Source organism: Streptomyces sp. NBC_01296 (assembly GCF_035984415.1).
Classification (GTDB): Bacteria; Actinomycetota; Actinomycetes; order Streptomycetales; family Streptomycetaceae; genus Streptomyces.
Genome location: NZ_CP130720.1, coordinates 8,052,463 through 8,074,483 on the forward strand (window position 1 = coordinate 8,052,463; position 22,021 = coordinate 8,074,483).

A 22,021-nucleotide genomic window follows, 5' to 3' on the forward strand; every position below is an offset into this window, starting at 1 on the left:
GTCTGCTTCTCCCTGTCCCGGCGTGTGCCGGCTCACTCGTGCCGCAGTGCTTCGATGGGCCGCAGGCTCGCGGCCCGGTTGGCCGGATAGCCGCCGAAGAACAGCCCGATCACCACGGCGATGGCGAAGGCGCCGACGACCGACTCCGGTATGACGACCGGCTTGATGCCGACGATGGTGAAGTGCGAGCCGATCAGCCCGGCCGCGACGCCGAGCCCGCCGCCGATCAGCGACAGCAGGGTCGACTCGGCGAGGAACTGGCCGAGGATGACCCCGCGGGGCGCCCCGATCGCCTTGCGGATGCCGATCTCACGGGTCCGCTCGGTCACCGTGACCAGCATGATGTTGGTGATCCCGATCCCGCCGACCAGCAGGGAGATCGCGGCGACCGCGCCCAGGAGCACGGTGAACGTCTTGTTCGTCGACGCCTGCGTGGTCAGCAGGGACGCCTGGCTGGCCACCCGGAAGTCGAGGGCGGTCGGGTCCTTGATGCCGTGCCGCGCCATCAGGACGCTGGTGATCTCGCCCTGCGCCCCGGTCGTCGCGTCCGCGGACTTCGCCTCGACGAGGATCTGGCCGACCGAGCCGAAGCCGGTGAAGGCGTTCTGCACGGTGGGCAACGGCGCGACCACCACGTCGTCCGGGTCCTGGAACCCCGTGCCGCCCTTGGCGGACAGCACCCCGACCACGGTGAACGGCGTGCCGCCGAGCACCATCTTCCGGCCGACCGGGTCGGCCGTGCCGAACAGGTCGGCGGCGGTCGTCGAGCCGATGACGGCGACCTTCCGGGACGCCAGTACGTCGTCGCTGCTGAAGTAGTCGCCCTTGGCCACCTTGCTGTTGGAGGCCTTGAAGTACGCCGGGTACGTGCCGACGACCTGGCCGACCGTGTGTGAGGTGCCCTCGTAGAGCGCGGTCTGCGAGGTGGTGACCTCGGGCGCCACCGACTCGATGTGCGGGGCCGCCGAGGGGTCGGCGAGCGCCCGCGCGTCCTCGACGGTCAGCGGCTTCGTGCCGTTGGCGGAGCCGGAGCGCGAGCCGCCGAATCCGCTGCCGGAGGAGACGGTCAGGGCGTTGGTGCCGAGCTTCTCGATGGAGTCCTTCACCGCCTGCGAGGAGCCGTTGCCGACGGCGAGCAGCAGGATCACCGCAGCGACACCGATGAGCACGCCCAGCATCGTCAGCGCGGAGCGCACCTTGTTCGCCGCGAGTCCGCCGAAGGCGAAGCGCAGCGTCTGGAACGGGTTCACCGCAGACCTCCGGCCACAGCGTGCGTCGGCTCGGACATCGCGGGCGGGGGACCGGCGACGGGCGCCTGCCGGACGTCCTCGACGATCTGCCCGTCCACCAGGCGCAGGACCCGCTTGGCGTGGCGGGCCACCTCGTCCTCGTGGGTGATGAGGACGACGGTACGTCCCGACGCGTTGAGCCGGTCCACGAGCGCCAGGACCTCCTCGGTGCTGCGGCTGTCCAGATTTCCGGTCGGCTCGTCGGCGAGCAGCATCGCGGGCGCGGTGACGAGCGCACGGGCCACGGCCACGCGCTGCTGCTGCCCGCCGGAGAGCTCGTTCGGCCGGTGCTCCAAGCGGTCTGCCAAGCCCACCAGGGTGAGCGCGGCCTCCGCGCGTCGGCGCCGTTCGGCGGCCTTCACTCCGGCGTACGCGAGCGGCAGTTCCACCTGCGCGACGGCGCTGGTGCGGGGCACCAGGTTGAAGGACTGGAAGACGAAGCCGATCTTGCGGTTGCGGACCAGCGAGAGCTGGTGCTCGTCCAGGCCGCCCACGTCGATCCCGTCGAGCAGATAGCGGCCCGACGTGGGCACGTCCAGGCAGCCCAGGATGTTCATCAGTGTCGACTTGCCCGAACCGGAGCTCCCCATGACGGCGACGAAATCGCCCTGTTCCACGAGGAGTTCGACACCGGGTTGGCGGCCCGTGGCGGGATCGCGGGGTCCACCGAGCGCGCGTACGGCGGCGTCGCCGTGCCCGTACGTCTTGAGCAGGGCGCGGACCTCGATCACGGGTGGCGCGGGCCGTCGCGGTACGTCGGCCACCGGCGCCCCGGTCCGCTCCCCGGGCTGGGGCAGCGCCCGGCGCGGCCACAGCGGCGGGGTCATCCGCGGCCACCCCCGCCCCCGCCGGTACGGACGCCGGTGCTGCCGCCGCCGCGATTGCGGGCGCCGCCGGCTCCGGCACCGCCGGGGAAGGCGCCGCCGGGGAAACCGCCGTTGCCCGTCGAGGACACCGTGGCCAACTGCACCTGCTCGCCCTCGGTCAGCCCGCTGACGATCTGGTCGGTGCCGTCGCCTTCGAGGCCGACCGTGACCGGCGTGCGTACGGCGGTGCCGTCCGCCTTCACGACGGTGACGGTACGGTTCGCACCGGTCCCGGACACGGCGGCGGTCGGTACCGAGAGGGCGCCGGACGCCTCGCCGACGACGACCTGGATGGCGGCACTGAGGCCGCTGCGCAGGTCGTCGGTGGGACTCGTGATCGTGAGGGTCGCCGCGTACTGCACGGCGCTCCCGCCTCCCGCGCTGCCGCCGCCGGAGGACGAGCCGCCGCTGACGGGCAGGGAACTGACGGACAGGACCTGCGCGTTGAGGACCTTGCCCGACATGGCGTTGAGCGTGACCGTCGCAGCCTGCCCGGGCTTCAGCTTGAGAGCGTCGGCCTCCGAGAAGTTCGCCGTGACCTGCATGCCGGACGGGTTGGTGAGCACCACGAAACCGGAGAGGGAAGACGAGGAACCAGCGCTGGAGGAGGCGGAGTTGCCGCCCGAGCCGCCGTTGCCGCCGACCGAACCGCCGCTGCCGCCGCCACTCGTGCCGGAGACCGTGTCACCCGCCTTCGCCGTGACGGAAGCGACCGTACCGGCGGCCGGCGCCTTCAGCACGGTGCCGTCGACCGCGCGCTGCGCGGCGTCCACGGCGTTCTGCGCCTGGGTGAGTTGGGCACGTGCCTGGGCCACCTGCGCCGGGTCGACGGTCGGCGTGGCGGCCGGCGCGGACGCGACTGCGGAACCGCCCCGCGACGACGAGGAGCCGTTGCTCGGCGCCGAACTCAGCTGTCCCGCCTCGGCCTTGGTGACGTTGGCCTGGGCCGCCGTCAGCGCGGCCCGAGACTGGGCGAGCGTTTCCGTCGCGGCGGTCGCGTCGACCTTCCCGAGCAGCTGACCCTTGGTGACCTTGTCGCCCGGCTTGACGTCGACCTCGGTGAGCCGGCCGCCCGTGGAGAAGTTGACCGCGGCATCGCTCGGCGAGCTCAGCGAGCCCGAGCCGGACACGGTCGCGAGCACGGTGCCCTTGGCGACCGCCACGGTCCGCGCGCCGCTGCGCGCCGGACTGCCGCTGTCGCCGGTCACCGCCGCGTACGCGCCGCCGGCGCCCGCGAGGACCGCCACTCCGAGCACCGAGTTGATCAGGACGGCCCTGCGCCGCCGTGGGAGCACCTTCATGGAGCAGGATCCTGGCCGCCCGTACTTTGCAGGGTCTGGGAGCTTCCTGGGAGTTTCCTGGGAACGCCACTCCCGTCCGAAGCGGACATAGGGTCTGATACGAGGCGTACCGTGCGCGCTCTCGACGTCCCCGGGGCGCTGTGGCCCGCCCCCTGTCAGGGAACTCCCAGCCGATGCCCCGGCGGCCCCCATCTCCGTGCGGTTCAGTCTCGGTCGCCGACGCGCCAACGCCGCCGGCGGCCCGACACCCCGAGGAGACAACGGACATGTCCTGGACCATGCCCCGGCCGTCCACCGCGCGCTGCGCCGTCGCGTCCCGGGCGGCCTTGTCCGCCGTGGTCCTCGCGGCGTGCGGGCTGCTGCTGGTGGGCTGTTCGTCCGGTTCCGGCGCGGCGCGCGCGGCGGCGACCGTCTCCGCCTCGGCGTCACCGGACGCCAAGGCGATGGACGCGTACCGCCAGTGCCTGGCCCAGCACGGCGTCACCATGGCGCCGCGCCCGAGCGGGAGCGGCCGCCCGTCCGGCGGCACCCGAGGGCCCGGTGCCGGGGCCGACGGCTGGGGTGGAGCATCCGGAGGCTCGGGCCGTGGGGCATCGGCCGACCCGCAGCGGAGGGAGGCGACGCAGGCGTGTGCAGACCTGCGCCCGCAGTTCAACGGGCGTGGCGGTGGCCCCGGCGGCGACGGCAGCGCCATGAAGGCGTTCAGCAGTTGCCTGAAGGACCACGGTGTGGTGCTGCCGTCGGCTTCCCCCGGCGGGTCGCCCGTGCGGGGCTTGCCCACCTCCGACCCGCAGTCGGCTCAGGCCTTCGAGACCTGCAAGGCCCTGCTGCCGCAACGGGGTCAGAACACCCCCGAGCCAGGCGTGAGCCCGTCCGCCTGACGGGCCCTGTCATGCGCCGGGAGAGCGAGGGGCGCAGGATGGACGTGTCCGGACCACCGAGCGGAGAGGGCCGTGGTGCCGATGCCGCACAACGTCACAACGCTCAGCAAGAGGCAAGCCGCCCAGGCGGTAGCCACCCTGGCGCTTTCCGCCGGCGTGCTGTTGCCGGCCAGTGGTTCCGCATCGGCCGCGATACAGGCCCACGCCGCCACGACGACGGTCGCGGGCCAGGTCGCGGCTCCATCCCCGGCCGCTCAGACTCCGTATGACCGGACCGCCACTCAGACGCTCGATGCCATCGTGGACGGCAACTTCGCCGCGGCCACGGCCCACTCCGATGCGACGCTGCGCAAGGTACTGACCCCGGAGGCCCTTGCGGGTGCCTGGAAGACCTACCAGGCCACGTTCGGGCGCTACCGGTCGCACGGGGATCCCAAGGACGTTGCCGTGGGCGAGTACACCGTGGTCAGTGTGCCGCTGCGGATGGAGCGTGAGGCCGGGGAGTTCCGCGTGTCCTTCCACAAGGACGGAAGTGTCGCCGGCCTGTGGCTCCTCGAGCCGGGAGTGCCGATCTCGCCGGTCATCCGGCAGCCTTGAGCCTCCCCTTCGCATCCGCCGGTCAGAACGCGAAGACGGCGTTCCCGTTGAAGGTCGCGGACATCATGCACGCGTTGGAGAACGTGTGCTTCCAGGAGATGCGGCTGCCCTTCCAGACGCCGTCCGCGCTGACGGTGACGGGGTCGTAGTGCATCGGGCACGCGCGGTTCGTGTCGGGGGCCGCGAGGAGCGTGTCGAGGCTGCCGGCGGTGGCGGCAAGGGCCGAACACGCGGCCTGGGGGTCGGGGTGCGTGCCCTGGGCGGTCGGTGCGCAGCTGAGGGCGGACGCCCGTACGACGGTGGCCGCGTTCTCGCCCTTGGCGACGGCGAGGACCACGGCGGAGGGGGCGTACAGGCTCGCGGGCTGTGCCTCGGCGATGCCGGTGGCGCCGGTCAGGGAGAGAAGGGCGGCGGCGGAGACAGCAGCGATGCGGTAGCGCACGGCAATACTCACTTTCAATTCAAAGGGTGGATGCAGCATTTGGCTGCGGTGTGTCGGTTCGACGCTGCCGAGTCTCTCTGGTGTGAAGGCTGAACGCACATCGATGACCGATTTACGGACACCTTGTTCGAATGCAGGCGACCGAACGGTCGTTCTGGCTGCTCAGGTGGGGCGTGTGCCCTTCGCAACCGTGCGCGGACAGAGGGTGACACCGATCGTGGCGTGCCGATTGCAGGCCGTTGACCTGCCGTCGGCCGCGCGCGGTTCATCGAACGGCCATCCAGCCTGACCGGATACTGCCGTTCCGCTCCGCTCCGTCGGCCTGAGGCGGTCACCGGTTGCGGCACCGGGGGTGGGCTTCGATAGTGGGAGAGCCGTTCATGGAGCCCAGCAGGACGGAACCGTCCTCGGGCCGCCCACCCGGTGTTCTCACCTCCCTCACACCCTCATGAGAGGGGCACTCCCATGCGCAAACACACCCGTGCGCGTCGGCTTCTCACGGCGCCGACCGTTCTTCTCGCCGGGAGCCTCGTCCTGTTGCCCGATGCCGCGGTCGCACAGGCAACCGCAGCGGCCTCCCCGGCACGGATTTCGGGAACGTTCCAGCTCGTGAACGCGCAGACCGGCAAGTGTGCGACCGTCGCGGGCGGCGTCTCCCCGGCCAACAACCTCCAACTGGTCCAGTTCACCTGTGACACACACCCGTCGCGGCGCTGGCGCATCCCTGCCTCGAGCAGCACCACCAACCAGATCATCAACTTGCAGACCGGCAAGTGCGCGACCGTGGCGGGCGGGGTCTCCACCGACAACAACGTCCAACTGGTCCAGTTCACTTGTGACACCCACCCCTCACGCCGCTGGAGCATCACCAACCGGGACAGCTCGGGCTCCGTCCAGCTCGTGAACGCGCAGACGGGCAAGTGCGCGACCGTCGCGGGCGGCGTCTCCCGGGAGAACAACCTCCCGCTGGTCCAGTTCACGTGCGACAGGCACCCGTCGCGCCGCTGGTTCCTGCGGACCGGAGTGCCCATCGACTGAAGCGGCCGGTCCCGGTGCACGGCCCCGGTCGGCCGGGTGGCCGCGTCGTGGTTCAGCGGCACAGGGCCGTGTCCACCACACTCTCGATGTGCTCCGTGGTGGTGTAGTCGGGCGGGATGAGGGTCACCGCGACGCTGGCGGCGCGGCCGTCGTCGGTGACTCCGCCCCGGGTCTCGAATCCGTTGATGTCGCCGCCGTGACCCCAGTAGACACCGCCGCAGGACAGCGGCCTGCTCATGAGCCCCAGTCCGTAGCCGGCGCCGGTGTCCCCGATGGGGACGGTGGTGCGCATCTGGGCGAGCTGGGCCGCCGGGAGGAGATGGCCGGCCAGCAGTGCGGTGAAGAACCGGTTGAGGTCGGAATTGGTGGAGATCAACTGGCCCGCCGCCCAGCCCACGGAAGGGTCTATCTCCGTGACGTCGCGCAGGGGCGCGTCTGCTGAATCCTTGTGGTAGCCCCGGGGATGGGGCTCTCGGATGGCCATGTCACCCGGGGCGGGGAAATAGGTGTGGCGCAGCCCGATGCGTTGGATGACGCGCTTGTCCATCTCCTCGGCGAGGGGGCGGCCCGTGACCTTCTGGATGATCAGGCCGGCCAGCAGGTAGTTCGTGTTGCTGTACCCCCAGCTCGTCCCGGGGGCGAAGTCGGCCTTGCGCTGGAAAGCGATGTCCAGGAGGTCACGGGGGTCAAGGTACCGGTGCTGACGGATGTCCTCGTCGACGAGTGCCTCGTAGTCGGGGAGCCCGCTGGTGTGCTGCAGGAGCTGACGGACCGTGATGTGGCGTCCGTCGAACCCCTCCCCGCGTACGAGGCCCGGCAGGTAGCCGTCGACCGTGGCGTCCAGGCCGATCTTCCCCTCGCCGACCAGTTGCAGCACGACCACCGCGGTGAACACCTTGGTGTTGCTGCCGATCCTCACCTGTCCGTCGTCAGGCACCTTCGACCCGGTGGTCAGGTCACCCACCCCCGCGGTGTAGGTACGGGTGCGGCCATCGCGGTCCTTGACGCTCGCCAGCGCGGCGGGCAGGCCGTCGTCCCGTACCAGGGCGTTGAGGCCCTGCCGGACGGTGTCCGGTCGGGCGGCGGCGAATGCCGCGGGCGGCGCCAGAGCGCCCAGCGTCATGACGCCGACGGCCACCGCGGCCGCGGCCGACAGGGCTCGGCGCCGGCCGCCCTGCTGCCGCGTGGAAGAACGAAACGTCTGCGCCACCTGCTCGGACATGAGTCAACTCCTGTCGAATCGTGGAGCCGTGGGTAAGCCGGCCCCGCAGCTGCTGGTCAACTGCTCGTGGCTCGATCGTGGCTTGTGCGGTCTCGGATGCGCATCACGGGAAAGCGGGAGGAAGTGCTCCCTCGATCGGGGGAGGTCTCCGGGAAGCTGCGCGGCCATACTGGCCGACTATGATCAAGGGCATCCGGCCGCTGCTGCGCGGCTCCACGTACTCGGGCATGCTGTTCGCCTACTGCGGCGCGGTGGCGAGCCTTCCACTGCTGCCCTTCGCGCTGCTGCCGCTGTTGGCGTGGCGATCCGCACCCGAGGCAGTGCAGACCGTTCTGGTCCTGCTGGTCTGGGCGGCATTGATCGGCTCGGTCGGGCTGGCCCGCATCACACGGCGGGCGCTGATCGTGTCCGCCCGCCGACTGTTGGGCGTGCCGCTGCCGGATCCCGTGGCCGCACGTCAGCCCGCACGTTCCGGAGCCGACCGTTGGCGCACTCCTCTCTGGCTGCTGCTGCACGTGGCACTGGGGTGGACCGGAGCCCTGGTGAGCGGCGTGCTGTTCCTGTCGGGCCTGGTCCTTCCCGGGGGCTGGCTCGGCGCCGAGGTGGGCCTGAGTCTGTTCGGCCGGTCGGTGCGGGTGGAGGGTGGCTGGCAGAGCTGGGTGGTGGCGCTCGGGTGCCTGCTGCTGGCGGCGGTCGTGTGCGCGGTGGTGACGAACGCCCTGCGGTGGTCGGCGCCCAGACTGCTGGGGCCGTCATCGGCCGAGCGGCTCGCGCTGGCGGCAGAGCGGGAACTGCAGCTGGCCGAACGCAATCGAATCGCCCACGAGTTGCACGACTCCATAGGGCACACGCTGACGGCGACCACGATCCAGGCCGCGGTCGCGGGCGAGGTGCTCTCCGCCGACCCGGTGGCGGCGCGGGCCGCCCTGCGCAGCATCGAGGAGTCGGCCCGGGCCGCGCTGGAGGACCTGGACTACGTACTTGGCGTGCTGCGCGAACAGAAGGCGGAGACGGCGCCGCCCCGTACCTTGGCCGACCTGCCCGAGCTGCTCGACCGGTTGAGGCACGCGGGCGCGGTGGTGGAGCCGGAACTGTCGGGCGAGTTGGCGCAGGTGCAGGGGACGCTCTCGCGGGCGGCGTACCGGATACTGCAGGAGGGGTTGACGAACGCGTTGCGGCACGGGGCGGGCGGGCCGATCGGGGTCCGGGTGGCGGCCGCGGAGGGCGGACTGGAGCTCAGTGTGGTCAACCGGACCGGTGCCGGCACGCATACGGGTGCGGGCTCGGGCGCCTTCCCGACATCCGGGCACGGCCTGCCGGGCCTGGCCGAGCGCGTACGGCTGCTGCACGGTGAGATCGACGCCGGCCCGCACGGTCCGCGGCACTGGCGGTTGGCGGTCCGGCTGCCGGTACGGTGGTCGGCATGATCGGCTCTGACGGCGCAGCCGCCACGCCCAGCCCGCCGCCCGTCACGCTCCTGATCGCGGACGACGACGAGGTGACCCGCAGTGGTCTGCGCACGTTGCTCGCGGTACAGCCGGGGCTGACGGTGGTCGGGGAGGCCGCCGACGGCGTCGAGGCGGTCGAACAGGTGCGGCGGCTCCGGCCGGACGTGGTCCTGATGGATGTGCGGATGCCGCGTTGCAACGGGATCGAGGCCACCCGGCGACTGCTCGCCGAGTCGGATGAACCGCCGAAGATCGTGGTGATCACCACCTTCGAGAACGACGACTACGTCACCGCCGCGCTCAGCGCGGGAGCCAGCGGGTTCGTGCTCAAGAGGCTTCCGGTCCGCCAGATCACGGAGGCGGTACGGGTGGTGGCGGCGGGGGAGGCGATCCTCTTCCCGACGGCGCTGCGCCGCATGGTCGCCGCCCGCCCGCTGCACTCCTCGAAGGCGTTGCCGAAGGCTGCGCTGACGGGGCGGGAGGAGGAGGTGCTGCGGCTGATGGCCACCGGCCTGTCCAACCCGGAGATCGCGCAGTCGCTGACGGTGAGCCTGGAGACGGTGAAGACGCACGTCGGGAACGTGCTGACCAAGCTGGGTGCGCAGAACCGGACCCACGCGGTGGTGATCGCGTACGAGTCGGGTCTGGTGGTGCCGGGGTTCACCGGCTGATGAATGGAAACCGATCGGCCCCTCGGAACGTGTCGCCGCGCCCCTCACCGGTCCCGGCATGGAACCGTCTGCGCATGACCGAAGGCTCGACACCTCACATCTCCCCGGCGCGGATCACCGTGCTGGGCGTTCAACCCGGCAACCCACCCTTTCGCATCGTGGAGGTCGACGGAGAGTTCATCGGCAGGGCGATGTCGATGACGGACGTGCTGTTGCTCGCCGCCGAGATGGGGATCGTGATCCACGACCTCGACGACCTGGAGGTGGTCCGCTGGGTCGGAGGCGGCAAGTTCACCTGGACTCCGCGCTAGGGGGTGTCCGGCAGGAGGCCGGTCGGCCCCGGCCGGGCACCGCGGCCGCGCGCAGTGCCCGGTCCAGGGCCGGCTCGGGCTTCAGTACGTTTGTCCCACGTGGGCAAGCGCCTGCTTCAGCAGCACACCCTGCCCGCCGGGCATTTCGCTCTGCACGGCTCGGGAGGCCGCCTCCTGAGGACTGAACCAGACCAGGTCGAGGGCGTCCTGGCGGGGGCGGCAGTCGCCGCTCACCGGCACGATGTAGGCGAGGGACACCGCGTGCTGGCGTGGATCGTGGTATGAGGTGACGCCGGCCGTGGGGAAGTACTCCGCGACCGTGAACGGCTGGAGGGAGGCGGGAACACGGGGCAGGGCCACCGGCCCGAGGTCCTTCTCCAGGTGGCGCAACAGCGCGTCACGGACCCGCTCGTGATGCAGGACCCGGCCGGACACCAGGGTCCGGCTGACCGTTCCGTCCGGACCGATGCGCAGCAGCAGTCCGATGCTGGTGACTTCGCCGCTGTCGTCCACGCGTACGGGCACGGCCTCCACATACAGGATCGGCATCCGGGCCCGGGCCGTTTCCAGCTCGTCCGTGGTCAGCCAGCCGGGCGTGGTTTCGGTCGTGTCAGACATTGTTTGAGCATACTTTCCGGGTGGGGTGCCTGCAGGAATGCGGGCCGGTTCGGATACGGGAGTTTCGTGCCGGTCGTGCTCGACGGAGCACAGGGCGACCGGTTCCGCCGGGTTGCGGCCCGCTGTTCATGTCGATCTCGTCGCGGATGGGTCCGACGGCATCGACACCCTGTCCGGCCGGGTCCTCCAGCTGCCGGTCCGGGTACCGCTCGCAGGGGAAGCGGGGGCAGGCGTCGCCGCAGCCCATGATGATCATTACACCGGAGGACTGTACCGCCTCGACGGTCAGCACTTCGGGCGCCTCGGCAGAGCAGTACCGACGGGGGACGGCCCGGGGCGGGCGGGCCCGGTTGCGGGCCCGCCCTGTGGTCAGCGGTCCACGGCGTCCAGCACCTTGCCCAGGTCCACGAACTTGAAGCCCGTGGCGGTGCGCGGGCCGTCCTCGGGGGCGTCGTGGCCGTCCTGGACCACGAGGAGGCCGCGCGGGAACGCACGGCCGAGGGGCTGGTTCAGGGCCGCGGCCCCGTCGCACTCCTCCGAGCCGTCGAGGTCCCGCGAGCGCGCGGTGATCCGTACGCCGCCCTCGTACGCGTGGTCGTCCTTGCGCTCGCGGTCGTAGAAGGCGAACGTGTTGTCGCCCTGGCTCGACGCCATGAGGTGGCCGTCACCGTCCCCTTCGTCGCCGATGGTCAGCCCCTCCAAGTCCGCGGACAGGTGGCGGCCGCCGAAGCCCGGGTCTGCGCCGGGCGTGCACTCCTCGGTCTCCTCGTCGTACGTGGCCGGGACCCCGTACTCGCGGACCCGGTCCACCAGCACCGGCGCCGAGGTCAGATCGGCCCGCATCCGCCAGATGCCGACGTCCTCCTGGCCGGCGTAGAGCGTGCCGTCGGCGGGGTCGACGACCATGCCCTCGACCTGGGGCCGCTCGCCCGGTTCGGCGCAGGGGCTCCAGGACGCGCCGTTCGGCAGACGGAAGGAGGAGGCCAGGTCCAGGGTCCGCACCAGGCGGTAGCCGACCGTGCCGCCGGGGGCGGCGGTCAGTTCGAGCAGCGCGAGCCTTGTCTCGTGGCGGCGGCTGACCAGGGCGTACGAGCGGCCGCCGGCCTGGTCCGTCCAGGTCGCCAGACCGTACGCGGTGCGCTGGTCGTTGATCTCCTCCTGCGAGGCGGAGAAGACCGGAGGAACGCTCGGCGCGGTGACGTCGGTCAGCGGGCCGCCGGGGCGGTCGCGGTCGATGCGGTAGTGGCGACGACCAGACTACGGTCGGGGGCGGCGCTGTTGCGCCGGATGGCGGGGTCGTCGGCGTTGGCGTTGCCGCCCTCCTCGTCGTCGAACAGCGTGGCGGTCTCCGCCACCGGGGTGACGGCGGGCAGCGGGCCGCTCTTGCGGCCCTGCGCCGTGGCGGGGGCGGCCGCCGTGAGGCCGGCGAGGACGGCGAGGGCCGCGGTCAGGGCGAGTGCGGCCGCGGCGGGCCGAGCGGGGCGCGCGGGACGATGAGGGTCCACCAGGAGTCTCCAACGGTTGGTCAGACACGTGTGCGGTCACGGCGGCTGAAGACTCGAGCCCCTGCGTTAAAGACTCGTCGTCGCCAGGCGACGGACGGTCATGCACGAGATGAATACGCCGCTGCGCTGCGCCCCGTCCGGCGCGGGGACAACACCCGGCCCAGCGCCAGCACGCTCAGCCCGAACATCAGGACCCCCAGCGGAACATGGAGCGACGGTATGTGCGCGATGCCCAACACCACCTGCACCGAAGCGAGTACGAGGAAGCCCGACGAGTACAGGATGGGGCGGGGCGAGCCGCCGCCCGGCCGCCACGCCAGGACCGTGGCGAGCACATACACCATCGTGGCGCCGTACATCACGCGCGCTCCGACGCCGTGCAGCACCTCGCCGTGGGACGAGGACAACAGCAGTCCGGCGGTGACGGCCTGGAAGAAGAGGGCCAAGGTCTGCAGGGCGATCGCCACCTGCACGAACGTGAGTCTGCGGTGCTGAGCCGTCGTCGTTGTGGCCATCAGTCGGCCCCCTCTTCTGCCTCGCGGCGATGGATCGGTAGTGTCTCGCTGGTCCGACGACGTGGGCCCGCGAAATGTGAGGCGAAGCCCCGACCTCACCATCCGGCCCGGTGTTTCGTCGAAGTGGCGAGAGCGGAAGCGGACGAGAAGAACCGAAGAACCAGGGGGCGGTCGAGGCCATGCGCAACCCATCCGAGACAGGACATGACCGGTCCGAGCCGAGCCTGAGCGCGCTCGTCGGCGAGCGACGCCACCTGATCAACCTCGGCTACCGGCTGCTCGGTTCGCTGAGCGAGGCCGAGGACGCCGTGCAGGAGACCTACACCCGCTGGTACGCGATGTCACGCGAACGGCAGGAGGCCATCGAATCGCCCGGCGCCTGGCTGACGACGGTGGCCACCCGCATCTGCCTGGACCAGCTCGGCTCGGCGCGGGCGCGGCGCGAGAGCTACGTCGGCGCATGGATACCCGAGCCGCTGCCCGACCGTACGCAGTGGCACGGCGGGCCGGCGGGCGGCAGCAGCACCGAGCCGGCCGATCCGGCCGACCGGGTCACCCTGGACGAGTCGGTGAGCATGGCCTTCCTCGTCGTACTGGAGGCGATGACACCGGCCGAACGCGTGGCGTTCATCCTGCACGACGTCTTCCGGTACCCCTTCGCGGAGGTCGCCGAGATCGTCGGACGGACGCCGGCAGCCTGCCGGCAGTTGGCGTCCTCGGCCCGACGACGTGTGCGCGCCGAGCGGGCACCGGCCGCCGCGACGGGTGAACAGGCTGCTCTGGTACGGAATTTCAAGGAGGCCTGGGAGGCGAAGGACATCGAGGCCCTCGTCGACCTCCTCGACCCCGATGCCACGATGGTCGCCGACGGCGGCGGCCTGGTCGGCGCCGTCCTGCGCCCGGTGGAGGGCAGCGAGCACATCGCCGCGTACCTGATCCACATCGCCGCCAAGGCCCCCGGGCTGACGCTCCTGGAGCGGACGGTCAACGGCCGGCCCGGTCTCGTCGCCCAACACTCGGGCGTCACCGTGACCGTGGCGGCGTTCGACCTCACCGGCAGCCGCGTCACTCGTATCTGGGCGGTCCGCAACCCGGAGAAACTCCGACCGTGGACCAACGGCCGGGATCTCCGCGACGCGTAGGCCCGGTGTGGTGGATACGGCCGTCACCCCGGCAGGGGATCCCGCTCAGCGCTGCTCCCGGACGCCCCACGGGGAGCCGTACGCGGTCAGCAGGTCCAGGAACGGGCGCGGCGGAAGGGCCTCGGGGCCGAGCACGCCCGCCTCTGCCCACACCCCGCCGGCCAGGAGCTCGAGGGCCACGACCGGGTTGACCGCCGTCTGCCACACCACGGCCTGGGAGCCGTACTCGCGCATCGACCACTGGTTGTCCACCACGTGGTACAGGTACACCTCGCGCGGCCGACCGTCCTTGGTGCCCTTCACCCAGGTGCCCGCGCAGGTCTTGCCGGCCATCCGCTCGCCCAGCGTGGCCGGGTCGGGCAGGCACGCGGCGACCACGTCGCGCGGGGAGACCTGCACCGGGGCGCCGTCCGCGCCGCGCACCGTGACCGGCTCGGTCGAGTCCAGGCCCAGCGCGTGCAGGGTCTTCAGCTTGGCGATGAAGTCCTCGCCGAGTCCGTACTTGAAGGTGACCCGACGGGCGTCCACCCAGCGCGGGACCAGCAGCACCTCCTCGTGTTCGACGTTGACGCACTCGACCGCGCCGATGCCCTCCGGGAAGTCGAACACCTCCGGCTCGCTGAACGGCTCGGTGGTGAACCAGCCGCGGTCCCGCTCGTAGACCACAGGCGGGTTCAGGCACTCCTCGATCGTCGTCCAGATGTTGAACGACGGGGCGAATTCGTGGCCCTCGACGGTCAGGTTCGCCCCGTCACGGATGCCGATCTCCTCGATCTCGTCGAACAGCTCATCGGCCGCGTACCGGGCGAAGACGTCCGACAGGCCGGGCTCCACACCCATGCCGACCAGTGCCAGCCGGCCCGACTTCTCCCAGGCCCCGGCCCGTGCGAACTGCTCGTCGCCGAGCTTGATCCCGCACTCCGCGTACGGCCGGCCCGGGTGCGGCCGGGACAGCGACATCGCCATGTCCATGTAGTGACTGTCCGCCGCGAGGGCCGCCTCGAACAGCGGCATCACGAACCGCGGATCGGTGGCGTTCAGCAGTACGTCGCACCGCTCCTCGGCGAGGAGCGCGGCCACCGCCGCCTCGTCGGAGGCGTCGATGCGGCGCGCGATGAACCGGCCGGCGCCGGCGCCGGTGTCGACCGCGGCCACGGCCGCCTCGGCGCGGGCGAGGTCGTAGTCGGCGACCACGAAGTGGTCGAAGAAGTCCCGTCGGGCCGCGATCCGGGTGATCGCGGTACCGACGCCACCGGCGCCCACAAGCAGAACACGCATGACGAAGCCCTCTCTCGGTGAGGTCCGCGCAGGTCCGCGCCTCATGGGAGGGATGAAAGCCGGACCGGCAGGATAAGGTCAATGGTGTTGGCATAAGGCCCCCCGTACGGCTGCCGGTCCGGCGGCGACCGTACGTCCGCGGCGGAGGAAGGCACCCGATGGCGAAGCAGGTGGTCCCCGAGGAAGCCCGCAGGCGGCGGCGCCCCACCCGGCAGGGCACCGTCCTGTCCGAACGGCTGATCGTCGACACCGCCCTGCGGATGCTGCGCGAACACGGCAGCACCGGGCTGTCCGCCCGGCGGCTCGGCGCCGCCCTCGGCGCGGACCCCAGCACGCTCTACCGGTACTTCGACGGCATGGACGGCCTCACCCTCGCCATCGGCGAGGAGCTGATCGGCCGGGCCCTCGACGGCTGGGCGGCCACCGGGGACTGGCGCCGTGACCTGCGGGAACTCGGCCTCCGCATCCACAGCGCCTACCTCGCCCACCCACAGGCCGCCCTGCTGACCGCCAGCCGCGTGACCGGCCGGCCCCGTGAGATCGCCGCCGACGAGGCCGTCCTCGGGATCCTGCGCACCGCCGCCTTCCCCGACCCGGAGGCGGTCCTGATCTACCACGCCTTCATCGACCAGAGCCTGGCCTTCGCGGCCCTCGACGCCGGCGCCCTCGCCCTGGCCGAGAGCTCCCGGACGTCCGACGAGCAGCAGTGGGAGTCCACGTACGCCCGGCTGCCGGCCGAGCAGTACCCGCACATCGCGGCCACGACCCGGCTGCTCGCCGCCCGGATGAACCACAGCGCCTACCCGGTCGCCCTGGACATGCTCCTCGCAAGCGCGGAGGCCGGGCTCCAGGCGGCAACGCGACGGGTGCGCGGGGCGGCGCGTCGAGGTGCGCGGGGTTTGGCCGCTGGCCAGACTGGACCCATGACGACAAAGGCGGTACTCGAAGGCGGGCCGGAAGATCTGCCGGAGCGGGTCGTACCGGTCACCGCACCGGGCGAGGACCTGAAGATCGCGCATCGTGGCGGATACGAACACTTCAAAGCCACGTCGCGGTTCCAGGACGGCACGGAAGGCCGGCTCCCCGTCTACGAGTGGTGGGAGCGCACGGAGATCGCCGAGTAGCGGCCTGCGCCCAGCAGCGCGCATGACTGCTTTCGCCGGACCGCCGGCAGGCCCGCACACCCTGCTCGACGAGGCGCATCGGCTGCTTCCCGGCATCATCGACGTGCGCCGCACCCTCCACCGGGCACCGGAACTGGGCCTGCACCTGCCGCTCACCCAACAGACCGTCCTCGAGACCCTGACCGGCCTGCCCCTGCACATCACCGCGGGGGAGCGGCTCAGTTCGGTGGTCGCCACCCTCGACGGCGCGCAACCCGGCCGGACCATCCTGCTCCGCGCCGACATGGACGCCCTGCCCCAACAAGAGGACACCGGCCTGGAATACGCGTCCCGGATCCCGAGCGCCATGCACGCCTGCGGCCACGACCTGCACACCGCCATGCTCATCGGCGCCGCCCGCCTGCTCTGCGCCCGCCGCGGGCAGATCCGCGGGCGCGTAGTGTTCATGTTCCAGCCGGCCGAGGAACGCGGAGGCGGCGCCTCGCACATGATCGAGGAAGGTGTCCTGGACACCCCGGACGGCCGCGGCGTGGACGCGGCGTTCGCGCTGCACGTCATGACCCGCTTCGAGACCGGCACCGTGCACGTGCGGCCCGGGCCGATGTTCGCCGCGTCCGACCTGATCCGCATCACCGTACGAGGCCGCGGCGGACACGCCTCCGCACCGCACCTCGCCCTCGACCCGGTCCCCGTCGCGTGCGAAATCGTCCAGGCTCTGCAGACGGCCGTGACGCGCACCGTCAGCGTCTTCGACCCGGTGGTGGTCAGCATCACCCGCATCCAGGCCGGCACGACCACCAACATCATCCCCGCGACCGCGGAACTGCACGGCACCTGCCGGACGTTGTCGTCGGGGTCCCGCGAGCGGATGCGTACCGTGATCGATCGGGTGGCCCGTCACGTGGCCGCCGCGCACGGCGCCGAAGCCGACAGCGACCCGGCCCGGGGCTACCCACCTGTACACAACGATCCGGCCTTCACCACCATGGTCCGCGACGCCGCAACCGAACTCCTCGGCGCCGCTCCGGTACAGCATTTGGCCGACCCGGTCATGGCGTCCGAAGACTTCTCCTACGTCCTCGCACGCGTCCCGGGGGCCATGGCCCTACTCGGAGCCCGCCCACCCGCCGTGCCGGCCGACGCCGCCCCGGACTGCCACTCCCACCGCGTCGTGTTCGACGAGAACGCCATGGCCACCGGTACGGCCCTCCATGCGGCCGTGGCACTGCGGTACCTCGCAGGCTGACGGGGCACGAGGTCGCCCGGCCCGCCGCGGCCCGCGCCCTGCCTGCCCGGCCCCAGTCCCCTGCTTCCTACTCGAACGGCACGTTGATGCAGGCGAGCCGCGTCCCGGCCGTGCCCGCCGTGCCGGGTCCCGTGTGGGTGGCGTGCTCGTGGATCACCACGGAGCGGGCCTCACCGGCGCGGTATCGCCAGGCCAGGGTGGACGCTGAGGCGCCGTCGCCGTGGCCGTCGGTGGTGATGTCGAGCCACGTCTCGTTGAGGGGATTGGCGTACGCGGGGTTCGTCGAGGGCTGCTGGGGGTCCACGGCGTCCTGGTAATGCGGCCCGGAGTCGTTGGGCTTGCCGCCGCAGGGCTTCCGGTGCACGTGAGCCCCGAACGTCCGGCTCGCCGCCACGCCGTGGAGCCGCAGCTCCACGCGGGTGCCGTCGCCGTCGACCCGCTCCGTGACGGTGACCTTGCTGCCGGCCGGTACCGCTTTGCCGTCGAAGGTGACCGCCTGGTGTGCGAGCCGGCCGTCGGCTGCTCGGAACGCGTTCTCCACCGTCACGTCCTGGCCGGCGACCACGCCCAGAGGCAGGACGACAGCCAGGGAGGCCGTGAGCGCTGAAACGAGCAAGGACATCTTCGGCTCCTCTTCACCACGGGTTCTCGCCGGGGCTCCCCCCTTCGCCCGCGTTCCGGCCCGGTGCGTGCCAGATCGTCAAGCGCTGCACGGCCCGGCTCTCGAGATCGTCCGGATGTGTCGTCCCGCGCTTCCGGGAACCATGTTGGCCCACGTCACGGCCTTGCGCAGGGCGCCTCCACGGTGTCGGCCTGCTTTTGCCCGATCAGCCGCGCGATTCCGGGCGGCCCCTCGTGGAGGAACGATCCTCTGGGGGGCCTCCCGGGTGACACCGGGCGGCACTCGGCCCGGCATGCCGCCGAGCGGCGGCCCGCTTCACCACCATGTGCCCGTGATCCCATCCCACTTGATCGCCGCGCTCTCCGCCTTCGCCCTGCTGGCACCCGCCTCCGCGCACGCAGCCTCCGCCCCCGTCGCACCAGGGGCCCCCGCCCCGGTCCGGCAGGGGGACTTCTTCGCCGACCTTCCCAAGGGCGGTGACCTGCACAACCACCTGTCCGGCGCGGTCACCACCGAGTTCCTGATCGAGCTCGCCGCCGGGGACGGCCTGTGCATCACCACCGACACCACCACCGCGGTGCCCCCGCCGTGCGGGCCCGGGACCCGCCCCGCCGCCGACGCCGTCACCGACGCGGCGTTCCGCCGACAGGTCATCCAGGCATGGTCGATGCAGGACTTCCCGGCCGACGGCAACGGCCACGACCACTTCTTCGCGACCTTCGGCAAGTTCGGCGAGGTGACCTGGCGGCACCCCGGCCGCATGCTCGCGGAGGTCGCCAACACCGCGGCCCGGCAGAACCAGTTCTACCTGGAGACCATGATCTCCCCGGCCTCCGGACAGGCCCGCACCCTCGCCGACCGGGTCGGCTACGACGCCGACCTCGACCGCATGCACGACAAGCTCCTCGCCGACGGCGGCCTGGACGCGGTCGTCCGGCAGGCCCGCGCCGACGCCGACGCCACGGACACCGAGTTCCGCGCCGCCGCGCACTGCGACACCCCGCGGCCCGACGCGGCGTGCTCCCTCCCGTACCGCTGGATCTCCCAGGTCGCCCGCGCCGGCAGCCCTGAGCGGGTGTTCACCCAGATGGCGCTCGGCATGCGGCTGGCCGAGCGCGACCCACGCTTCGTCGCCGTCAACCTGGTGCAGCCGGAGGACGACCCGGTCGCCCTGCGCGACTACCGCCTGCACATGCGCATGCTGAACTACCTCAAGACCCAGTACCCGAAGGCGCACATCACCCTGCACGCGGGCGAGCTGGTGCCGGGCCTGGTCAAGCCGGAGGACCTCACCTTCCACATCAGGGAGGCCGCCCAGACCGGCCGCGCCGAGCGGATCGGGCACGGCGTGTCCGTCCTGCACGAGGACCGCTGGGAGTCGCTCATGCGCTACATGGCCGAGCGGCGGATCGCGGTCGAGGTCCCCTTCCACAGCAACGAGCAGATCCTGCGCGTCTCCGGCGACGCGCACCCCTTCGCCACGTACCGCCGCCACGGCGTGCCGGTCGTCCTCGCCACCGACGACCCGGGCGTGTCCCGGATCGAGATCACCGACGAGTACCGCCGGGCCGCCGAGATGTACGGGCTCGGCTACCCGGAGCTGAGGGACCTGGCCCGGGCATCCCTGGAGTACTCGTTCCTGAGCGGCCGCGGCTTGTGGAACCGTGACCTCCGCACCGGCTACCGGCCCACCGGACCGTGTGCCGGAGAGCGGCAGGGCGCCGAGCACCCGGGCGCGCGGTGCGCCGGCTTCCTGGCCACCAGCCCGAAGGCACAGGTCGAGTGGCGCCAGGAGGCGGCCTTCGAGCACTTCGAAACCGCCCACGCCCGCGCCACCCGCCCCGGCTCCCACTGATCCCCGGCCCCGGCCGACCCCGTCCCGCATCGACCGGCCGACATCGGCCGCAGGCCAGGACGGGGTGGCCGGCGGGCAGCGCTCGCCTTGACGCCGTGCGGGTTCCCGGCCCCGGAGCGGGGGAAGAGCCGCCGATCGGGCCAGGCATGCGGACCGGTCCGGCATGGCGGCAGGCCGACGGCGCGATGCTCCGGGATGCTGATGGCCGAGCCAGGCAGGAGAGACCGTGGACGATCCCAGCCCCCAGGAAGCCCGGAGCTCGGCATCCACCAGCGCGGGCCGCAGTCTTGCCGCCGGCCAGCCGGGTGTCATTGGCATCGCACTCGGCGCCGTGCTGACGGCCGTGCTCGCGCAAGGCTCGTGGCAGTGGTTCGCCACGTACATCGGGGTGACGCTCCTCGCGGTGCTCTTCTGCCTGTACCGGCTGCCGACGTGGACGCCCGGCCTCCGAACCGCCTACATGGCGAATCTCGCGGCGTACTCGCTGGTCGTCGGCCTGTGTGTGGCGATCACAGTGGCCCCCATGCTGCAGCGCTGGCCGTGGCTGTTTCCGATGCCGGGCACTCGTGACAGGTGTCCCGAGCTGCGTGAGTACGAGAGGATCCGGACGGAGGCGGCGTTGGCGGACCTGGCTGGTCGCGACCCTGCCGCCTTGGCCCACGCGCAGGACGTCCAGGGCCATGTCGCCTTTGCCGACTGCCTGTCCTCCACCACGACCCTGTGGTTGCCGGCCTACGCGGCCGGAGTGGCCGTGCTGGTGGGCCTGGGTACGTGGTCCTTCGATCGGCTGCGGGTGAGGAACGAGGGGCGCCGCGGTCAGGCGTAGACCTTCCCGTCGGGGCTGATCCGCGCGCAGGGTGTGGGACCCGATGGAGCCGAGACCTCCGGTGACGAGGATCATGGCCTGTCCCTTCCGCTACTTGCTCTGCAGCTTTCCCAGGGGGTCGGGGGCGTTCTCCAGTGCGGTGACCGCCGCCTTCCAGCCGGTGTCCTCGGGGTGGAGGGCAGTGCGGAGGAAGGCCGTGGTGAGCTGCTGGATCAGGGCGACGCGGGCGGGACTCTCGTCCGTCGTTTCGGCGACCTCGTACCCGGGGATTCCGCCGAGCGAGTGCTCTGCCCCGAACAGGGTGAGCAGGCTCTTGTCGCCCGGGCTGTGGGTGTAGGGGTCGGTGAACCAGTCCGGGCCGCGGGTGGACAGCGTGGACCGGTCGTTGTCCCCGGCGACGATGAGGGCCGGCGTGGTCATGGTGTCGAAGGACGGCCTCAAGAAGGGGAGGTTCTCGGCGGCGAACGGGGTCAGGTCGTCGCCGAGGCCGGTCAGGGCGAGCAGCACACCCGCCGTGACCCGGGGGTCGGACAGGTCCTCGCCGGGAACGCCGTCGGAGTCGAGGACGCGGGCTCCCAGCAGCGTGCTCGCCGTCTGGGCTCCCCAGGAGTGGCCGGCGACGGCGATGCGGCTGCGGTCGATCCGCCCGCGGAGTCCCGGCACGGAGGCTTCCAGCACGTCGAGTTCGTCCAGCACGCGGGTGAGGTCCTCGATACGGATGCGCCAGATCCGCGGTGTACGCGGGTCCTCGTGCGGGATGCCGAGCGTCCGGGAGTCGAGGTGGGTGGGCTGGACGACCACGAAGCCGTGGGCGGCCCAGAAGTCGGCGAGCGGCGCGTACCCGTTCATCGACCAGCCGAAGCCGTGCGAGAAGACGATGACGGGCAGGTTGCCGCCGGTCGCGGGGGCGGACACACGGATTTGGAGGTCCTCGCCGCGGTCCGGGGCGGGCAGGACGACCGGCTTCGCGGATACCACCGTGGTGGGCGCGAACGCGGGCTCGTGCGCGTTCGTGGTGTTCGAGTCGGACACGGAGGTGCCTTCCGGTCAGGGTTCTTCGCACTGTTGGTTCGCCGGGCCAGGCGGGGCGTGTTGGCGGCAGACGGCGTGGTCGACGGACCTCCGGCCTGCCAGCACGGCTGAACCGGAACCTTGCTCCGCCAACGATACGGAGCGCTGTTCCGGTTTGCAAGGTCGGTCGTGGAAGGCCCGGCGCCACCCCGC

General features: G+C 71.7%; 21 protein-coding genes and 2 pseudogenes. 12 read left to right on the forward strand and 11 right to left on the reverse strand.

The features are described from left to right. Positions 1 to 32: 32 nt before the first annotated feature. The 3 genes from OG299_RS36635 to OG299_RS36645 are packed head-to-tail and all read right to left on the reverse strand — an operon-like array spanning position 33 to position 3,456. Complete coding sequence (locus tag OG299_RS36635; protein ID WP_327363893.1) at positions 33 to 1,250, reverse strand: ABC transporter permease; 1,218 nt, start codon at positions 1,248 to 1,250, stop codon at positions 33 to 35. Beyond that, positions 1,247 to 2,116 (reverse strand): ABC transporter ATP-binding protein, encoded by an 870-nt coding sequence (locus tag OG299_RS36640; RefSeq protein ID WP_266632752.1) that lies wholly within the window; start codon positions 2,114 to 2,116, stop codon positions 1,247 to 1,249. Before OG299_RS36640 ends, OG299_RS36635 begins: the two co-directional genes overlap by 4 nt. Beyond that, positions 2,113 to 3,456 carry an efflux RND transporter periplasmic adaptor subunit gene (locus OG299_RS36645; protein WP_327363894.1) on the reverse strand — a complete coding sequence of 448 codons (1,344 nt, stop codon included), beginning with the start codon at positions 3,454 to 3,456 and terminating at the stop codon, positions 2,113 to 2,115. The genes OG299_RS36640 and OG299_RS36645 overlap by 4 nt, the downstream gene beginning before the upstream one ends. Positions 3,457 to 3,722: 266 nt before the next feature. Between OG299_RS36645 and OG299_RS36650 the strand changes: the two genes are divergently transcribed. Together OG299_RS36650 and OG299_RS36655 are read left to right on the forward strand one after the other, a co-directional pair. After that, positions 3,723 to 4,337: a hypothetical protein gene (locus tag OG299_RS36650; protein ID WP_327363895.1), complete on the forward strand. Its 615-nt coding sequence runs from the start codon at positions 3,723 to 3,725 to the stop codon at positions 4,335 to 4,337. A gap of 81 nt (positions 4,338 to 4,418) precedes the next feature. Then, positions 4,419 to 4,934 carry a DUF3887 domain-containing protein gene (locus tag OG299_RS36655; RefSeq protein WP_327364666.1) on the forward strand — a complete coding sequence of 172 codons (516 nt, stop codon included), beginning with the start codon at positions 4,419 to 4,421 and terminating at the stop codon, positions 4,932 to 4,934. Positions 4,935 to 4,956: 22 nt separating this feature from the next. On the opposite strand, the gene OG299_RS36660 is transcribed toward OG299_RS36655, so the two are convergent. Further along, on the reverse strand, positions 4,957 to 5,388 hold the full coding sequence (locus tag OG299_RS36660; protein WP_266632758.1) for an SSI family serine proteinase inhibitor: 432 nt from the start codon (positions 5,386 to 5,388) through the stop codon (positions 4,957 to 4,959). A 453-nt stretch (positions 5,389 to 5,841) separates the two neighbouring features. On the opposite strand from OG299_RS36660, the gene OG299_RS36665 reads away from it, so the two are divergent. Next, positions 5,842 to 6,414: an RICIN domain-containing protein gene (locus OG299_RS36665; protein WP_327363896.1), complete on the forward strand. Its 573-nt coding sequence runs from the start codon at positions 5,842 to 5,844 to the stop codon at positions 6,412 to 6,414. Between the two features lie 52 nt (positions 6,415 to 6,466). Here OG299_RS36665 and OG299_RS36670 read toward each other — a convergent pair whose 3' ends face one another. After that, complete coding sequence (locus tag OG299_RS36670) at positions 6,467 to 7,636, reverse strand: serine hydrolase domain-containing protein (protein WP_327363897.1); 1,170 nt, start codon at positions 7,634 to 7,636, stop codon at positions 6,467 to 6,469. 179 nt (positions 7,637 to 7,815) lie between these two features. Between OG299_RS36670 and OG299_RS36675 the strand changes: the two genes are divergently transcribed. The 3 genes from OG299_RS36675 (at position 7,816) to OG299_RS36685 (ending at position 10,066) form a co-directional block, all read left to right on the forward strand. After that, the gene (locus tag OG299_RS36675; RefSeq protein ID WP_327363898.1) at positions 7,816 to 9,063 is read left to right on the forward strand and encodes a sensor histidine kinase; all 1,248 of its coding nucleotides are present in this window, start codon (positions 7,816 to 7,818) and stop codon (positions 9,061 to 9,063) included. Beyond that, complete coding sequence (locus tag OG299_RS36680) at positions 9,060 to 9,755, forward strand: response regulator transcription factor (protein WP_327363899.1); 696 nt, start codon at positions 9,060 to 9,062, stop codon at positions 9,753 to 9,755. Before OG299_RS36675 ends, OG299_RS36680 begins: the two co-directional genes overlap by 4 nt. A 74-nt stretch (positions 9,756 to 9,829) precedes the next feature. Then, positions 9,830 to 10,066 (forward strand): hypothetical protein, encoded by a 237-nt coding sequence (locus tag OG299_RS36685; RefSeq protein ID WP_266632765.1) that lies wholly within the window; start codon positions 9,830 to 9,832, stop codon positions 10,064 to 10,066. Between the two features lie 81 nt (positions 10,067 to 10,147). Here OG299_RS36685 and OG299_RS36690 read toward each other — a convergent pair whose 3' ends face one another. The 3 genes and pseudogenes from OG299_RS36690 to OG299_RS36705 form a co-directional block, all read right to left on the reverse strand. Then, positions 10,148 to 10,684, reverse strand: a complete 537-nt coding sequence (locus OG299_RS36690) for an NUDIX hydrolase family protein (protein WP_266632766.1) — start codon at positions 10,682 to 10,684, stop codon at positions 10,148 to 10,150. Between the two features lie 369 nt (positions 10,685 to 11,053). Beyond that, positions 11,054 to 12,189: pseudogene (locus OG299_RS36700) on the reverse strand (phytase). 98 nt (positions 12,190 to 12,287) lie between these two features. Then, positions 12,288 to 12,704 carry a hypothetical protein gene (locus tag OG299_RS36705; RefSeq protein ID WP_327363900.1) on the reverse strand — a complete coding sequence of 139 codons (417 nt, stop codon included), beginning with the start codon at positions 12,702 to 12,704 and terminating at the stop codon, positions 12,288 to 12,290. A 179-nt stretch (positions 12,705 to 12,883) separates the two neighbouring features. On the opposite strand from OG299_RS36705, the gene sigJ reads away from it, so the two are divergent. Next, positions 12,884 to 13,846, forward strand: a complete 963-nt coding sequence (sigJ, locus tag OG299_RS36710) for an RNA polymerase sigma factor SigJ (RefSeq protein WP_327363901.1) — start codon at positions 12,884 to 12,886, stop codon at positions 13,844 to 13,846. A 45-nt stretch (positions 13,847 to 13,891) separates the two neighbouring features. Here the strand turns inward: sigJ and OG299_RS36715 are convergent, their stop codons facing one another. After that, positions 13,892 to 15,124: a saccharopine dehydrogenase family protein gene (locus OG299_RS36715; RefSeq protein WP_327363902.1), complete on the reverse strand. Its 1,233-nt coding sequence runs from the start codon at positions 15,122 to 15,124 to the stop codon at positions 13,892 to 13,894. Between the two features lie 158 nt (positions 15,125 to 15,282). Here OG299_RS36715 and OG299_RS36720 point away from each other — a divergent pair. The 3 genes and pseudogenes from OG299_RS36720 to OG299_RS36730 all read left to right on the forward strand — a co-directional run. Next, a pseudogene (locus OG299_RS36720) lies at positions 15,283 to 15,972 on the forward strand (TetR/AcrR family transcriptional regulator); the annotation flags it as partial. 75 nt (positions 15,973 to 16,047) lie between these two features. Beyond that, positions 16,048 to 16,248 (forward strand): DUF5988 family protein, encoded by a 201-nt coding sequence (locus OG299_RS36725; protein ID WP_327364667.1) that lies wholly within the window; start codon positions 16,048 to 16,050, stop codon positions 16,246 to 16,248. Positions 16,249 to 16,270: 22 nt separating this feature from the next. Beyond that, entirely contained in the window at positions 16,271 to 17,494 is a 1,224-nt protein-coding gene (locus tag OG299_RS36730) for a M20 metallopeptidase family protein (RefSeq protein ID WP_327363903.1), read from the forward strand. 67 nt (positions 17,495 to 17,561) lie between these two features. Here OG299_RS36730 and OG299_RS36735 read toward each other — a convergent pair whose 3' ends face one another. Further along, positions 17,562 to 18,116, reverse strand: a complete 555-nt coding sequence (locus OG299_RS36735; protein ID WP_266632776.1) for a superoxide dismutase family protein — start codon at positions 18,114 to 18,116, stop codon at positions 17,562 to 17,564. Positions 18,117 to 18,408: 292 nt separating this feature from the next. Between OG299_RS36735 and OG299_RS36740 the strand changes: the two genes are divergently transcribed. Both OG299_RS36740 and OG299_RS36745 read left to right on the forward strand, forming a co-directional pair. Continuing rightward, positions 18,409 to 19,971: an adenosine deaminase family protein gene (locus OG299_RS36740; RefSeq protein ID WP_442817558.1), complete on the forward strand. Its 1,563-nt coding sequence runs from the start codon at positions 18,409 to 18,411 to the stop codon at positions 19,969 to 19,971. Positions 19,972 to 20,197: 226 nt separating this feature from the next. Next, a complete protein-coding gene (locus tag OG299_RS36745) occupies positions 20,198 to 20,797 on the forward strand; it encodes a hypothetical protein (protein WP_327363904.1) in 600 nt (199 codons plus the stop codon). Positions 20,798 to 20,887: 90 nt separating this feature from the next. Here the strand turns inward: OG299_RS36745 and OG299_RS36750 are convergent, their stop codons facing one another. Then, on the reverse strand, positions 20,888 to 21,829 hold the full coding sequence (locus OG299_RS36750) for an alpha/beta hydrolase family protein (RefSeq protein WP_327363905.1): 942 nt from the start codon (positions 21,827 to 21,829) through the stop codon (positions 20,888 to 20,890). Positions 21,830 to 22,021 lie beyond the last annotated feature (192 nt).

Excerpts from the sequence above, each read along its gene's own strand:
- OG299_RS36640 (WP_266632752.1), bottom strand. The coding sequence starts at position 2,116 with ATGACCCCGCCGCTGTGGCCGCGCCGGGCGCTGCCCCAGCCCGGGGAG.
- OG299_RS36645 (WP_327363894.1), bottom strand. The coding sequence starts at position 3,456 with ATGAAGGTGCTCCCACGGCGGCGCAGGGCCGTCCTGATCAACTCGGTG.
- OG299_RS36650 (WP_327363895.1), top strand. The coding sequence starts at position 3,723 with ATGTCCTGGACCATGCCCCGGCCGTCCACCGCGCGCTGCGCCGTCGCG.
- OG299_RS36655 (WP_327364666.1), top strand. The coding sequence starts at position 4,419 with ATGCCGCACAACGTCACAACGCTCAGCAAGAGGCAAGCCGCCCAGGCG.
- OG299_RS36665 (WP_327363896.1), top strand. The coding sequence starts at position 5,842 with ATGCGCAAACACACCCGTGCGCGTCGGCTTCTCACGGCGCCGACCGTT.
- OG299_RS36670 (WP_327363897.1), bottom strand. The coding sequence starts at position 7,636 with ATGTCCGAGCAGGTGGCGCAGACGTTTCGTTCTTCCACGCGGCAGCAG.
- OG299_RS36675 (WP_327363898.1), top strand. The coding sequence starts at position 7,816 with ATGATCAAGGGCATCCGGCCGCTGCTGCGCGGCTCCACGTACTCGGGC.
- OG299_RS36680 (WP_327363899.1), top strand. The coding sequence starts at position 9,060 with ATGATCGGCTCTGACGGCGCAGCCGCCACGCCCAGCCCGCCGCCCGTC.
- OG299_RS36685 (WP_266632765.1), top strand. The coding sequence starts at position 9,830 with ATGACCGAAGGCTCGACACCTCACATCTCCCCGGCGCGGATCACCGTG.
- OG299_RS36690 (WP_266632766.1), bottom strand. The coding sequence starts at position 10,684 with ATGTCTGACACGACCGAAACCACGCCCGGCTGGCTGACCACGGACGAG.
- OG299_RS36705 (WP_327363900.1), bottom strand. The coding sequence starts at position 12,704 with ATGGCCACAACGACGACGGCTCAGCACCGCAGACTCACGTTCGTGCAG.
- sigJ (WP_327363901.1), top strand. The coding sequence starts at position 12,884 with ATGCGCAACCCATCCGAGACAGGACATGACCGGTCCGAGCCGAGCCTG.
- OG299_RS36715 (WP_327363902.1), bottom strand. The coding sequence starts at position 15,124 with ATGCGTGTTCTGCTTGTGGGCGCCGGTGGCGTCGGTACCGCGATCACC.
- OG299_RS36725 (WP_327364667.1), top strand. The coding sequence starts at position 16,048 with ATGACGACAAAGGCGGTACTCGAAGGCGGGCCGGAAGATCTGCCGGAG.
- OG299_RS36730 (WP_327363903.1), top strand. The coding sequence starts at position 16,271 with ATGACTGCTTTCGCCGGACCGCCGGCAGGCCCGCACACCCTGCTCGAC.
- OG299_RS36735 (WP_266632776.1), bottom strand. The coding sequence starts at position 18,116 with ATGTCCTTGCTCGTTTCAGCGCTCACGGCCTCCCTGGCTGTCGTCCTG.
- OG299_RS36740 (WP_442817558.1), top strand. The coding sequence starts at position 18,409 with ATGCCGCCGAGCGGCGGCCCGCTTCACCACCATGTGCCCGTGATCCCA.